Origin of the sequence: Variovorax fucosicus, from assembly GCF_030316825.1 — a bacterium.
Classification (GTDB): Bacteria; Pseudomonadota; Gammaproteobacteria; order Burkholderiales; family Burkholderiaceae_C; genus Variovorax; species Variovorax fucosicus.
On sequence record NZ_JASZYU010000001.1, the window covers coordinates 744,562 to 758,223 of the forward strand.

The following is a 13,662-nucleotide window of genomic DNA, read 5'->3' on the forward strand; positions in this document are numbered from 1 at the left end:
GATCAAGCCGGGCGTGCGATCCAGCCCGGCGCGTACAGCACCGCCTGCGGCGCGCGGCACAGGCCCCACAGGCGCAGGCCGGCGAGTTCGGCCATGCGCACGCCCATGGCGGTCGGTGCCGAAATCGTGGCGAGCGCGGCGACGCCCAGCCGCGCGCACTTGCGCACGAGTTCGTGGCTGCCACGGCTGGTCATCACCACGAAGCCAGGCTCGGTGAGCCGGCCGCTGCGCGCCAGCGTGCCGAGCAGCTTGTCGAGCGCGTTATGGCGGCCGATGTCTTCGAGCACATCGGTGAGCGTGCCGTCGGGCGTGGCCCAGCCGGCGGCGTGGATCGCACCGGCCGAGGCATTGAGCAACTGGCGCGCGGGCAGCGCCGCAAAGGCGCGCAGCACGGTCGGCGCGTCGACACGGCCGATCCAGCCGCGCGGCGCGACCGGGGCCAGATCCAGATCGAGCCCGGCGAAGCTCTCAACGCCACATACTCCGCAGCCGGTGCGCCCCGCCATGCTGCGGCGGCGGCCCTTGAGCCGCTCGAAGCTGCGGGTGGAAATCGTCAGTTCGACCTCGATGGCCGACACACCTTCGGGCAGCGAGGCTTGCTGCGCGTCGAGCGTTCGGACCTCGATGTCATGGCAGTCGCGCGCATGGTCGAGGATGCCTTCGCTCAGTGCGAAGCCGAGCGCAAACGCTTCCAGGTCTTGCGGCGTGGCCATCATCACGGCGTGCGAGACGCCGTTGAACACCAATGCCACCGGCACCTCGGCGGCCAGCGTGTCTTCGCGCAGGCGGCCGGATGTAGGCGCCGCCGGCTCGCCGAACCCGCGCACGTCCAGTCGTGCCAACGGCGGCGGCAGGGCGAGTTCGAGATCGAGTTGCATCAGGCCAGCGCAACGTCGGCCGCGGCCGGCGCTGCGGCCGGCACCGCATGCGGCACCAGCACCACCGGGATCGACTTGGAGGCCGGCGTGCCCGCATCGAGCGCCACCGACGCCAGCGGCACCAGCGGATTGGTCTCGGGGTAGTAGGCCGCGAGGTTGCCGCGCGGGATGTTGTAGGCCACCAGCTTGAACCTGTCGGCGCGGCGCTCGTGCCCATCGTCCCACACGGTCTTGATGTCGACCCAGTCGCCGTCCTTCATGCCGAGCGCCTTGATGTCCTCGGCGTGGATGAACACCACGCGCCGCTGGCCGAACACACCACGATAGCGGTCGTCATGGCCGTAGATGGTGGTGTTGTACTGGTCGTGCGAACGCGTCGTGAGCAGGGTGAACACCACCGTGTCGCGCAGGCGGGCGCGGGCCCGATGCGAAGGCGTGTCCACCGGCACCGGATGCGCGAAGAAACCGGCCTTCTTCGACGCCGTGTTCCACACCCGCTCGCTCGCCGTGTTGCGCAGGCGGAAGCCGCCCGGCACCGCGACGCGCGCGTTGAAGTCCTTGAAGTCGTCGAACACCGCTTCGATCTTGTCGCGGATGCGGCTGTAGTCCTCGATCAGCCAGAGCCAGGGTGTCTTGCTCCGGTGGCCGATGGTGGCCGCCGCGAGCCGCGCCACGATGGCCGGCTCCGACAGCAGTTGCGGCGAGGCCGGCGCGTTCATGCCGTGCGACAGGTGCACCATGCTCATCGAGTCTTCCACCGTCACGCCCTGCACGCCACCGGCCTGCATGTCGATCTCGGTGCGGCCGAGGCACGGCAGGATCAGCGCCTCGCGCCCATGCACCACATGGCTGCGATTCAGCTTGGTGGTGACGTGCACCGTCAGATCGCACTGGCGCAGCGCCTTCCAGGTCTCGTAGGTGTCGGGCGTGGCCGCGGCGAAGTTGCCGCCGAGCGCGAAAAAGACCTTGCCCTTGCCGTCCAGCATGGCCTGAATGGAGCTGACCGTGTCCCAACCGTGCGCGCGTGGCGGCTCGAAGCCGAACACCCGCTGCAGGCGGTCGAGCAGTGCCGTCGGCGGCTTCTCCCAGATGCCCATGGTGCGGTCGCCCTGCACGTTGCTGTGGCCGCGCACGGGGCACGGGCCGGCGCCCGGGCGACCGACATTGCCGCGCATGAGCAGCAGGTTGCCGATCATCTGGATCGTGGCGACCGAGTTCTGGTGCTGCGTGATGCCCATGCCCCAGCATGCGATCACGGCAGGAGCGTTGCGGTAGATGTCGGCGGCCTCGCGGATCTGCGCTTCGGCCAGGCCGGACTCCTGCACCAGCACGCTCCACGACTCGGCGCGCAAATCGGCCTCCAGCGCCTCGAAGCCGCTGGTGTGCGTGGCGATGAAGTCATGGTCGAGCATCTGCTCGCCCGCGTCCTCGCGCTCGAGCAGATGCTTCATCATGCCCTTGACGAGCGCGAAATCACCGCCCACGCGCAGCTGAAAGTAGTGCGTGCTGATCGGCGTGGAGCCGAGCGTGGCCATCTCGAGCTTGTCCTGCGGATCGGCGAAGCGTTCCAGGCCGCGCTCGCGCAGCGGGTTGAAGCTCACGATGCGCGCGCCACGCTTGTGCGCCGCGCGCAGCTCGCCCAGCATGCGCGGGTGGTTGGTGCCGGGGTTCTGGCCGAAGATGAAGATGGCATCGGCCTTCTCGAAATCGTCCAGCGTCACCGTGCCCTTGCCGACGCCGAACTGCGGCCGCATGCCGCTGCCACTGGGCTCGTGGCACATGTTCGAACAGTCGGGGAAGTTGTTTGTGCCGTACTCGCGCACGAACAGCTGGTACAGGAACGCAGCCTCGTTGCTGGCCCGGCCCGAGGTGTAGAAGATCGCGCGGTTCGGGTCGGGCAAGGCATTGAGGTGCTTTGCGATCAGCGCGAAGGCATCGTCCCATTCGATGGCGACGTACTTGTCGCTGGCCGCGTCATACACCATCGGATGCGTGAGCCGGCCCTGGTCTTCGAGCCAGAAATCGCTCTTGGCCATCAACTCGGCCACGGTGTGTTTCGCGAACAGCGCGGGGTCGGCGCGGCGCGCGGTGGCTTCCGCCGCCACCGCCTTCACGCCGTTCTCGCAGAACTCGAAGCTGGAGGCGTGGTTGCGATCCGGCCAGGCGCAGCCCGGGCAATCGAAACCGTCGGGCTGGTTGGCCGACAACAGCGTCTTCGCACCCTTGACCGGGATGTCCTGCCGCAGCAGCGCATTCGTCACGCTGCGCAGCGCGCCCCAGCCGCCCGCGGGGCCCTTGTAGAACTCGATCTTCTGGTCTGCCATGCGGGCAGTGTTGGGGTGGCCCGCCGCCGGGTCAAATTGAATCGGGGTATGCCCCGATTCAAAAAGAAAATGAGGCGACCGCGCCTGTGCCATACCCCGCTGCCGCCACGGGCGTGCCGCCGCGCGCGATGCGCACCGCGCAGTACTTGAACTCCGGGATCTTGCCGAAGGGGTCGAGCGCGGCGTTGGTCATCAGGTTGGCCGCCGCCTCGTAGTAGGCGAAGGGCACGAACACCGCGCCGGTCGGCGTGCCGTCGTCGCGCCGCACGTGGATCGCCACCTCCCCGCGGCGCGACTGGATCGTGATGACATCGCCGGGCTGCAGGCCGAGTGCTTCCAGGCTGGCCTGGTTCATCGACGCCGTGGCCATGGGTTCGAGCGCATCGAGCACGGTGGTGCGGCGCGTCATGCTGCCGGTGTGCCAGTGCTCGAGCTGCCGGCCGGTGATCAGCACGAACGGGTACTCGGCATCGGGCCGCTCGTTCGCCGGAATGATGTCGGCCGGCACCAGCCTGACGCGGCCGGTGGCCGTGGGAAAGCGCTCGATGAACACCGTCGGCTGGCCCGGATCTTCGGCGCTCAGGCACGGATAGGTCACGCTCGACTCGCGCTGCAGGCGCTCCCAGGTGATGCCGGCGATGGCCGCATGCATGGCCTGGCGCATCTCCTCGTAGACAGCGGCGACGCCCGACTCCTCGCCTTCGTAGTGCCAGGGGAGGCCCATCCGTCTTGCCAGCTGCTGGATGATCCAGAGGTCGGGCTTGGCCTCGCCCGGCGCGTTCAGGGCCCGCTTGCCGAGCTGCACCATGCGGTCGGTGTTGCTCACGGTGCCGGTCTTCTCGGGCCAGGCACTGGCCGGCAGCACCACATCGGCCAGCCAGGCCGTTTCGGTCATGAAGATGTCCTGCACCACCAGGTGTTCGAGGCTGGCCAGCGCATGGCGCGCATGGTTCAGGTCGGGGTCGCTCATGGCCGGGTTCTCGCCCATGATGTACATGCCGCGGATCTTGTGCGGATCGTCGTCGGGCGCCAGTGCCTTGTGCATGATCTCCACGACGGTGTAGCCCGGCTTGTCGTCGAGCGGCATGCCCCAAAAGTCTTCGAACCACGCGTGCGCGCCGGCGTTGTCGACGCGCTGGTAGTTGGGAAACATCATCGGGATCAGGCCCGCGTCGCTCGCGCCCTGTACGTTGTTCTGTCCGCGCAGCGGATGCAGGCCCGACCCGGGCTTGCCGATCTGGCCGGTGACGGTCACCAGCGCGATCAGGCAGCGTGCGTTGTCGGTGCCGTGCACGTGCTGGCTGATGCCCATGCCCCAGAGCACCATCGCGCCCTTCGCGGTGGCGAACGCACGCGCCACTTCGCGCAGCGTTTCGGCCGGCACGCCGCAGATCGGCGCCATGGCTTCGGGGCTGTAGCCCTTGACGTTCTCGCGCAGCGCTTCGTAGTTGCTGGCCCGATCCCGCACGAAGGCCTCGTCGACCAGGCCTTCGTCGATCACCGCGTGGATCAGCGCGTTGAGCATGGCGACGTCGGTGTCGGCCTTGAACTGCAGCGTGCGCCAGGCGTGGGTGCTGAGGTCGGTGCGGCGCGGGTCGGCCAGCACGATCTTCGCGCCGCGCCTGGCGGCGTTCTTCATCCAGGTCGCGGCCACCGGATGGTTGGCAGTCGGGTTGGAGCCGATGACGAAGATCAGCTCGGCATGCGCCACGTCGTTGACCTGGTTGCTCACCGCCCCCGAGCCCACGCCTTCGAGCAAGGCGGCCACGCTCGATGCGTGGCACAGGCGCGTGCAGTGGTCGACGTTGTTGCTGCCGAAGCCGGTGCGCACCAGCTTCTGGAACAGATAGGCCTCTTCGTTGCTGCCCTTGGCCGAGCCGAAGCCGGCCAGCGCCTTCTTGCCGTGCGTGTCGCGCAAGTCCTTGAGCTTGCCGGCAGCGAGCGCCAGGGCCTCGTCCCAGGTCGCTTCGCGGAATGCCTCGCGCCAGTCGCCGGGGCGCGGTGCGTCGAGGTTCTTGGGCACGCCGGGGCGGCGGATCAATGGCTGGGTGAGGCGCTGCGGATGGTGCGCGTAGTCGAAACCGAAGCGGCCCTTGACGCACAGGCGGCTGTGATTGGCCGGGCCGTCGCGGCCGTCGACGCTGACGATCTTCTCGTCCTTCACGTTGTAGGTGATCAGGCAGCCGACCCCGCAGAAAGGACAGACCGAGTCGACCTTGCGGTCGACCTGCTGCGAGCCGATGTGGCTCTTGGGCATGAGCGCGCCGGTCGGGCAGGCCTGCACGCATTCGCCGCAGGCCACGCAGGTGCTGTCGCCCATCGCGTCGTCGAGGTCGAACACGATCTTGCTGTGTTCGCCGCGCATGGCGTAGCCGATCACGTCGTTGACCTGTTCCTCGCGGCAGGCGCGCACGCAGCGGTTGCACTGGATGCAGGCGTCGAGGTTCACGGCCATCGCAGGGTGCGAGATGTCGGCCGCGGGTTGCTCCCGGCGCAGGGCCTTGAGTGCGGGGCGCACGGCAACATCGAGCTTGCCGGCCCATTCGCTGAGCTCGCCATGCGGGCGCGTCGCATCGTCGCCAATCCACTTGTAGCCCGCGTCGGGCATGTCGGACAGCAGCATCTCGACCACCATGCGCTGGCTCTTCAATGCGCGTTCGCTGGTCGCCTTCACCTCCATGCCGGCCGTCACGTTGCGGCAGCAGCTGGGCGCCAGCGTGCGCTCGCCCTTCACCTCGACCACGCAGGCGCGGCAGTTGCCGTCGGCACGCAGGCCGTCGGTGTAGCAAAGGTGCGGAATGTCGACGCCATGGCGCTCGGCCGCCTTGAAGATCGTTTCGCCTTCGAAGGCTTCCAGCGCGCGGCCGTCGAGCGTGAACGCGACGGTCTGCGGCATCAGTTCGGCAAGGTGCGTCGGCGCGTTCATTGCACCTCCTGTGCAAAGTACTTGCGGATGCTGCGGATCGGATTGGGCGCGGCCTGGCCCAGGCCGCAGATGGAGGCGTCTTCCATCACCTGCGCCAGGTCTTCGAGCGTGGCCTCGTCCCACACCGGCGCCTGCATCAGCGCCGCGGCCTTGGCCGTGCCGACCCGGCACGGGGTGCACTGGCCGCAGCTTTCGTGTTCGAAGAAGCGCATCACGTTCAGCGCCGCGTCACGCGCGCGGTCGTGCTGGCTCAGCACCATCACGGCGGCCGAGCCGATGAAGCAGCCGTGCGGCTGCAAGGTGTCGAAATCGAGCGGGATGTCGTTCAGTGCGGCCGGCAGGATACCGCCGGACGCGCCGCCGGGCAGGTAGGCGTACAGAGTGTGCCCGTCGAGCATGCCGCCGCAGTATTCGTCGATGAGTTCCTGCACCGTGATGCCGGCCGGCGCGAGCTTGACGCCCGGCTGCTTCACGCGGCCGCTGACGCTGAAAGACCGCAGCCCCTTGCGGCCGTGGCGGCCGAAGCCGCTGAACCATTGCGGGCCCTTCTCGACGATGTCGCGCACCCAGTACAGCGTCTCGAAGTTGTGCTCCAGCGTAGGCCGGCCGAACAGGCCGACCTGCGCGATGTAGGGCGGGCGCATGCGGGGCTCGCCGCGCTTGCCTTCGATGCTTTCGATCATCGCGGACTCTTCTCCGCAGATGTAGGCACCGGCGCCACGGCGCAGCTCGATGCGCGGCAGCACGCACGGCGGGTCGGCCTGGAGTGCGGCCAGTTCGGCCTCGAGCAGGCGGCGGCAGTCGTGGTATTCGTCGCGCAGGTAGATGTAGCAGGCCTCGGTGCCGACCACCTGGGCCGCAATCAGCAGCCCTTCCAGAAAGCGGTGCGGGTCACGCTCGAGCCAGGTGCGATCCTTGAAGGTACCGGGCTCGCCCTCGTCGATGTTGACGGCCATGAGCCTGGGCGCCGGCTGGTCGCGCACGATGCGCCACTTGCGGCCGGCCGGAAAGCCTGCGCCGCCGAGGCCGCGCAGGCCCGAGTCTTCCATCGCGCGGATCAGGGCTTCGACATCTTCCTCGCCGTTGACCATCGCCGCAGCCAGCGCGTAGCCGCCATGGGCGCGGTAGGTGGCGTAGTCGGTGAAAGCGGGCACCGCCTCGATCGCTCCAGTCGACGGCGACACGCTGCGCTGCGCAAAGTCGGATGGAATGAAATTGACATGCTCTCGTGCCGGCCGGCCGGGCGTTGCAGCTTCGTCTTGCGTGGATCCCACGGCATGCAGCAGCTTCTCGGCCGTGGCACACGGCACCGCCTGCTGGTGCACCAGCGCAGCCGGTGCCTGCTCGCAGCGGCCGATGCACGGCGCCGCGATCACGCGCACGTCGCCTCGGCCTTGCGCACCGAGCAGCGCCGGCAGCCGCGCCAGCAGATCCTGCGCGCCGGCCAACTCGCAGGCCAGCCCGTCGCACACGCGCACCGCGAGGCCGGGCGCCGCATCGCCGCCGCGCACGATCTCGAAGTGGTGATAGAAGGTCGCGACCTCGTACACCTGCGCCATCGGGATGTTCATCTCGCGCGCCAGCGCCACCAGGTGATGGTCGTGCAGCGCGCCATGCGCGTCGTTGAGCCGGTGCAGGTACTCGATCAGCAGATCGCCCCGATGGCCGCCCTCGGGGCGCGGCCCGATCAGCGCGCACACCTGCTCAAGCGACGCAGCTTCAGGCTGGCGCCCCTTGAGCTTGCTCTTCTTGCGGATGCGATCCCGCAGTTCGTCGGCGGTGGCGAGCGGCACCGCCTGGATTGCTTCCGCTGTGCCTGGGTAGTTCATTTGCCTCGGCCTTCGGTGCAGGCGGCTTGTCTTGCCGCCGGGGAATCAAGTGAAAAATTTCGCGGCGCTGATCAAGGTGCGGTACACGCCCCATGCCAACGGAATGCCGACCGCCGCCCACGCCAGCGCAACGACCAGCGGACTGACAGTGTCGGAGCGACCCGAGCCGGCGCCCACTTCGGAGGCCGATGCCTTCTCGTGCGCCAGGCGCTTTTCTTCGGCCAGCTCGGCATCGCTCATGAACCACTTGTCGGCCAGCGGACGCACCATCAGATTGGCAATGAGCCCGATCACCAGCATGCCGACCAGGATGTACATGGTCTGGTTGTACACCTGCTCGCGCGGAATGCCGAGACCCAGCTGGTACTCGCGCATGTAGTTGACCACCACCGGCCCGAGAATGCCCGCCGTGGCCCACGCCGTGAGCAGCCGGCCGTGAATGGCGCCGACGAACTGGGTGCCGAACAGGTCGGCCAGGTAGGCCGGAATGGTCGCGAAGCCGCCGCCGTACATCGAGAGGATGATGCAGAACGCACCCACGAACAGCAGCTTGCTGCCGGCGCCAGCCGACGAGGGAATGCTGAAGTAAAGCACGCCGCCCAGCACGAAGAACACCACGTAGGTGAGCCTCCGGCCGAGCTTGTCGGACAGGCTGGCCCAGAAGAATCGGCCGCCGATGTTGAACAGGCTCAGCAACGCGGTAAAGCCGCCGGCCACGCCCGCAATGGCGGCGAGTTGGGTCTTGTCGAGTTCGCCGAACTTCTTCGGCACGTCGATCAGCGCGCCGCCGAACACTTCCTGCAGCATCGGGCTGGCCATGCCGATCACGCCGATGCCGGCGCTGACGTTCATGCACAGCACGACCCACAGCAGCCAGAACTGGGGAATGCCCCAGACCTTCTTCACGTGCACGTGGCGCTGCGTGATCATCGCGTTGGCGGCCGCCGGGGGCGGCGTCCAGCCTTCGGGCTTCCAGCCGGTCGGCGGCACGCGGTAGCCGAGCGCGCCGGCCATCATGAAGACGAAGTAGACGATGGCCATGACCACGAAGGCCTGCAGCACGCCGACGCTGGTGGGCGTGGCAAAGGTCTTCATCAGGTCGACTGCCAGCGGCGAGCCGATCATCGCGCCGCCGCCGAAGCCCATGATGGCCATGCCGGTCGCCATGCCGCGGCGATCGGGAAACCACTTGATCAGCGTCGACACCGGCGAGATGTAGCCCAGGCCCAGCCCGATGCCCCCGATCACGCCCGAGCCGAGGATCATCATCCAGAACTGGTGGGTGTAGATGCCGAGCGCCGAGAACAGCATGCCGCCGCACCAGCACAGCGCGCTGACCACGCCGGCCTTGCGCGGGCCGACGCGTTCGAGCCAGCCGCCCCAGATGGCAGCCGAGCAGCCGAGGAACACGAAGAACAGCGTGTACATCCAGCCCAGCGTGGCAATGCGCCAGTCGCAGCCGCTGGCGAACAGCTCGGCGAAGAAGCTCATGTCCTTGGCGCAAGCCACGGCACCGTTGCCTGCGGTCGACAAGGCCTTGGACAGCGGCAGCCAGAACACCGAGAAGCCGTAGGCCATGCCGATGCACAGGTGGATCGCGAGCGCGGCGGGCGGCACCAGCCAGCGGTTGAAGCCGGTGCCCGCGATGATGCGCTCCTTGTCGAGCCAGCCCGGTGCCGCACCAGCGGCAGGGCTGCCACCGCCGGGCAGATGGCCCGGAATCGCGATGGACTCGTTGTACACAGCTCCGGAAGATGTTTCGGCCATGGCACTCCTCAAATTTGTCGTTGGTCGTCGAAAACTGCCGGGTATCCCTCACCGGCGCCGGCGCAGTCTACGATTCGTGACAAATTGCTTCCAATCAGATCGGGACATACCCCAATTCAATTTGGAAATGAATGCGAAGGACCTCAGTTTGAGGCGGCTGGCGCTGGCGGCGCCTCGACCAGGCGGTTCAACTGCCGCAGCCAGGCTTCGCTTTGCAGGAGTTCGATGGCCGCCTCCAGCGCACGCGAGACCCGGTCGCTGGCATAGGTCATGAATCCCAGCGGCGTGCGCAGCAGGGGTGCCACCAGCGGCCGCGCCTCGAATGCCCCGTCGGCGCGCAGCAGCTCGAGCGCAGCACCGGGCAACACGCTCGCCAGCGCACCCGCACCCACGCTGCTGGCCAAGGTGTGGATCGAGTTGGTCTCCATGGCCGCCGTGATCCCCAGGCCGGCCGACTTGAAGGCGCGGTCGACGATCGCGCGGTTGTGCATGTCAGGCGTCAGCAGGCACAGCGGCAGCGTGGCCGCTTCGGCCCATTCGATCGGCGGGCCGAAGCGCAGGTTGGCGCCGCCCCGCACCGGCGTGGCCCGTTGAACCAGGTAGTACAGCTCCGTGCATTGCGGCCACGACGTCAGGCTCACGCTGCGCACGCGCGTGCGGTCGATGTAGCCGAGCGCCAGGTCGACCGACATGCTGTCGAGCGCCGTCTCGATCTCGAGCGAGCTGAGCGAGACCACGGTGGGCGCAATGCCCGGATGCCGCATCTGCAGCTCGATGGCGAAGCTGGACAGGATCGTCATCGCGGTGGGAACCGCCGCCAGGCGCAGACGCCCGCTCGGCTGGCCGACTTCGCTGCGCAGGCGCTGCCGCAGCAGCTCCTGCTCGTGCAGCATGCGCTGCGCGGTGGCGAGCACCGCTTCGCCTTCGACCGTGAGGCCGGCAAAGGCGCGCCCGCGCTTGACGATGAGCACGCCGAATTCCGCCTCCAGCGCCCGCAGCGCGTTCGACAGCGCCGGCTGGGTGATGTGCGACGCCAGCGCCGCACGGCCGAAATGGCGATGCTCGTTGAGCGCCACCAGGTAGCGCATCGACGCCAGGACGTTCATCGCGCAATGCGGAGAGTGGGGCCCATTCCTCTTAAGTGTTCTTGCTGACCGTGATGGTCGGGAACTTCGCCGAGAAGTCCTTCGCCTTCTCCGCGATGCCCACCGCCACGCTGCGGGCGATGCTCTTGTAGATGCCGGCCACCGCGCCGTCGGGGTCGGCCACCACGGTCGGCTTGCCGCTGTCGGCCTGCAGCCGGATGTTGATGTCCAGCGGCAGCGCGCCAAGGTAGGCCATGCTGTATTGCTCGGCCATCTTCTTGCCGCCGTCGGCGCCGAAGATGTGCTCCACGTGGCCGCAGTTGGAGCAGATGTGGACCGCCATGTTCTCGACGATGCCGAGGATCGGCACGCCGACCTTCTCGAACATCTTGATGCCCTTCCTGGCGTCGAGCAGCGCGATGTCCTGCGGCGTGGTGACGATCACCGCGCCCGTCATCGGCACGCGCTGGCTCAGCGTGAGCTGGATGTCGCCGGTGCCCGGCGGCATGTCGACGATCAGGTAGTCGAGATCCTTCCAGTTGGTCTGGCGCAGCAACTGCTCCAGCGCCTGGGTGGCCATGGGTCCGCGCCAGATCATGGCCTCGTCCTGGTCGACCAGGAAGCCGATCGACATGACCTGCACGCCATGGTTTTCGAGCGGCTCCATGGTCTTGCCGTCCTCGCTCTCCGGCCGCCGGTCGATGCCCAGCATCATCGGCTGGCTCGGGCCGTAGATGTCGGCGTCGAGCAGGCCAACGGCTGCGCCCTCGGCCGCGAGGGCCAGCGCGAGGTTGGCGGCCGTGGTGCTCTTGCCCACACCGCCCTTGCCCGAGGCCACGGCGATGATGTTCTTGACGTTGGGCAGCAACTGGACGCCGCGCTGCACGGCATGGCTCGTGACCCTGGTCGTGATGTTGACCGACACGTTGCTCACGCCCGGCACGGTACGGGCCGCCGCCACCAGCGCCTTGCGCAGTGCGGGGTGCTGGCTTCGGGCGGGGTAGCCGAGTTCGAGTTCGAACGACACGTCACCGTCGGCGATTTGCACGTTCTTCAGCGCCTTGCTGGCGACGAAGTCGCGGCCGGTGTTCGGGTCGACGACGGCGCCGAGCGCGCCCATCACTGCCTCTTGGGTAACTGCCATTGATCAAACTCCTGAGTGGCGGGTAGTCTAGTGGCCCAGGTATGCCCTCGCCGCGCCCCGTCCCATTGTCAGCCACCGGACTGCTCCTGACGGGCGGCGGCGCCCGCGCGGCGTACCAGGTCGGGGTGCTGGAGGCGATCGCCGACCTGCGTCGCGAAGCCGGCGCAATCGACCAGCCCAACCCCTTTCCCATCATCACCGGCACCTCGGCCGGCGCCATCAACGCCGCCGCGCTGGCCTGTGGTGCCGACGACTTCGACGGCACGGTGCGCCGCATTGCGGACGTCTGGCAGGGCTTCAGCACCGGGCAGGTGTACCGCGCCGATGCGCTCGGCATGCTCGACGCGATGGGCCGCATGCGTTTGCTGCTGGGCGTTGGCCAACTGCTGGCCAGGTGGCTTCGCATGCGCCCGCGTTCGCTGCTCGACAACGGCCCGCTGGCCGCGCTGCTGCAGCGCCTGGTGCCGCTCGACCGCTTGCCCGGACTCATGGCCGCAGGGCATGTGCAGGCACTGGCGGTGACGGCATCGAGCTACAGCTCGGGCGAGCACTTCACCTTCTTCGATTCAGCGCTGCCGATGGAGCCCTGGGTGCGCTCGCAGCGCATCGCGGTGGCCGGTTCCATCACGCACGACCACCTGATGGCCTCTTCGGCGATCCCGTTCGTGTTTCCAGCCACGGCGCTGCCGATCCACGGCCATACCGAATACTTCGGCGACGGTTCGATGCGCCAGTCCGCCCCGATCTCGCCGGCCATCCACCTGGGCGCCGAGCGCATCCTGGTGATCGGTGCCGGCCGGCTGCACGAGCCTCCGGCCGACCCCGGCCCCAACACCATGACCGGCTACCCCACGCTGGCGCAGATCGCCGGCCACGCGATGTCGAGCATCTTCCTGGATGCGCTCGCCGCCGATATCGAGCGGCTGCGCCGCATCAACCAGACGCTGACGCTGATTCCGCCCGAGCTGCGCGCACAGTCCCGCCTGCGCCCGGTGGAACTGCTGGTGATCGCGCCTTCGGAGCGCATCGACGTGATTGCCGCGCGCCACGTCGGCGTCCTGCCCGGCGCCGTGCGCCGCCTGTTCGGAGTGCGCGCAGGCCTCAGCGGCACCGACATCAAGGGCTCGGCGCTCGCGAGCTACCTGCTGTTCGACACCGCCTTCACGCGCGAACTGATGGCACTCGGGCGCGCCGATGCGTTGCGGCAACGGGCCGAGGTGATGCGGTTCTTCGGATGGGCTCGGCCGTCGGCCTAGCGACGCTTGAACACGAAATCGCACCTTCGCTTGCCGAGCCGCTGCCCGGTGCCGCCGCTGGTGTCGAATGCGGCACGCACGCGATAGGTGTAGGGCTTGCCGCGGGTGGCACCGTTGATCGCATAGGCCGGGTTGCTGACGATGCCATCGAGCTTCAGGACGGTCGCGCCGTTGGCCGGAACCGTACCGGTGAGCAGGTGCCAGCTCGGCTGCCCTTCGGTGCCATGCGTGCCACGCAACACACCCTGCCGGATTTCCGCCGGAAAGTAGTGCACGTAGCCCTTGGCATCGTCTTCCTCGTTGTGCGGCGGACAGGTGAGCGTGACGTTGTAGAGGCCGTCGAAAGCGGTGCTCGGCGCGTCCTCGGCCAGCGCCGGTGCAGAAGCTGCAACGACGGCGGACATGGCCATGGAAGCAAGAAGCCTACGGGTGCAGCGCATGGGGAGCTCCTCT

General features: G+C 68.2%; 9 protein-coding genes. 1 reads left to right on the top strand and 8 read right to left on the bottom strand.

What is annotated here, in order from left to right; translation table 11 throughout:
* Positions 1-2 precede the first annotated feature (2 nt).
* From fdhD to apbC, 7 genes are all read right to left on the bottom strand, one after another.
* Positions 3-878 (bottom strand): formate dehydrogenase accessory sulfurtransferase FdhD, encoded by an 876-nt coding sequence (gene fdhD / locus QTI05_RS03470; RefSeq protein WP_286622921.1) that lies wholly within the window; start codon positions 876-878, stop codon positions 3-5.
* Complete coding sequence (locus tag QTI05_RS03475) at positions 878-3,202, bottom strand: FdhF/YdeP family oxidoreductase (RefSeq protein WP_286622922.1); 2,325 nt, start codon at positions 3,200-3,202, stop codon at positions 878-880. Before QTI05_RS03475 ends, fdhD begins: the two co-directional genes overlap by 1 nt.
* Positions 3,203-3,260: 58 nt before the next feature.
* Positions 3,261-6,128 (bottom strand): formate dehydrogenase subunit alpha, encoded by a 2,868-nt coding sequence (gene fdhF / locus QTI05_RS03480; RefSeq protein ID WP_286622923.1) that lies wholly within the window; start codon positions 6,126-6,128, stop codon positions 3,261-3,263.
* Entirely contained in the window at positions 6,125-7,957 is a 1,833-nt protein-coding gene (locus QTI05_RS03485) for an NADH-ubiquinone oxidoreductase-F iron-sulfur binding region domain-containing protein (RefSeq protein WP_286622924.1), read from the bottom strand. Before QTI05_RS03485 ends, fdhF begins: the two co-directional genes overlap by 4 nt.
* 45 nt (positions 7,958-8,002) lie before the next feature.
* Positions 8,003-9,724, bottom strand: a complete 1,722-nt coding sequence (locus QTI05_RS03490) for an OFA family MFS transporter (RefSeq protein ID WP_286542004.1) — start codon at positions 9,722-9,724, stop codon at positions 8,003-8,005.
* A gap of 143 nt (positions 9,725-9,867) precedes the next feature.
* Positions 9,868-10,830, bottom strand: a complete 963-nt coding sequence (locus QTI05_RS03495) for a LysR family transcriptional regulator (RefSeq protein WP_286622925.1) — start codon at positions 10,828-10,830, stop codon at positions 9,868-9,870.
* A gap of 31 nt (positions 10,831-10,861) precedes the next feature.
* On the bottom strand, positions 10,862-11,953 hold the full coding sequence (gene apbC, locus QTI05_RS03500) for an iron-sulfur cluster carrier protein ApbC (RefSeq protein ID WP_286622926.1): 1,092 nt from the start codon (positions 11,951-11,953) through the stop codon (positions 10,862-10,864).
* Positions 11,954-11,994: 41 nt separating this feature from the next.
* Between apbC and QTI05_RS03505 the strand changes: the two genes are divergently transcribed.
* Entirely contained in the window at positions 11,995-13,209 is a 1,215-nt protein-coding gene (locus QTI05_RS03505; RefSeq protein ID WP_444812863.1) for a patatin-like phospholipase family protein, read from the top strand.
* On the opposite strand, the gene QTI05_RS03510 is transcribed toward QTI05_RS03505, so the two are convergent.
* A complete protein-coding gene (locus QTI05_RS03510) occupies positions 13,206-13,649 on the bottom strand; it encodes a hypothetical protein (protein ID WP_286622928.1) in 444 nt (147 codons plus the stop codon). The genes QTI05_RS03505 and QTI05_RS03510 overlap by 4 nt on opposite strands.
* Positions 13,650-13,662 lie beyond the last annotated feature (13 nt).

Coding starts and splice junctions, on each gene's coding strand:
- QTI05_RS03475 (WP_286622922.1), bottom strand. CDS start 3,202: ATGGCAGACCAGAAGATCGAGTTCTACAAGGGCCCCGCGGGCGGCTGG.
- QTI05_RS03485 (WP_286622924.1), bottom strand. CDS start 7,957: ATGAACTACCCAGGCACAGCGGAAGCAATCCAGGCGGTGCCGCTCGCC.
- fdhD (WP_286622921.1), bottom strand. CDS start 878: ATGCAACTCGATCTCGAACTCGCCCTGCCGCCGCCGTTGGCACGACTG.
- QTI05_RS03495 (WP_286622925.1), bottom strand. CDS start 10,830: ATGAACGTCCTGGCGTCGATGCGCTACCTGGTGGCGCTCAACGAGCAT.
- QTI05_RS03505 (WP_444812863.1), top strand. CDS start 11,995: ATGCCCTCGCCGCGCCCCGTCCCATTGTCAGCCACCGGACTGCTCCTG.
- apbC (WP_286622926.1), bottom strand. CDS start 11,953: ATGGCAGTTACCCAAGAGGCAGTGATGGGCGCGCTCGGCGCCGTCGTC.
- fdhF (WP_286622923.1), bottom strand. CDS start 6,128: ATGAACGCGCCGACGCACCTTGCCGAACTGATGCCGCAGACCGTCGCG.
- QTI05_RS03510 (WP_286622928.1), bottom strand. CDS start 13,649: ATGCGCTGCACCCGTAGGCTTCTTGCTTCCATGGCCATGTCCGCCGTC.
- QTI05_RS03490 (WP_286542004.1), bottom strand. CDS start 9,724: ATGGCCGAAACATCTTCCGGAGCTGTGTACAACGAGTCCATCGCGATT.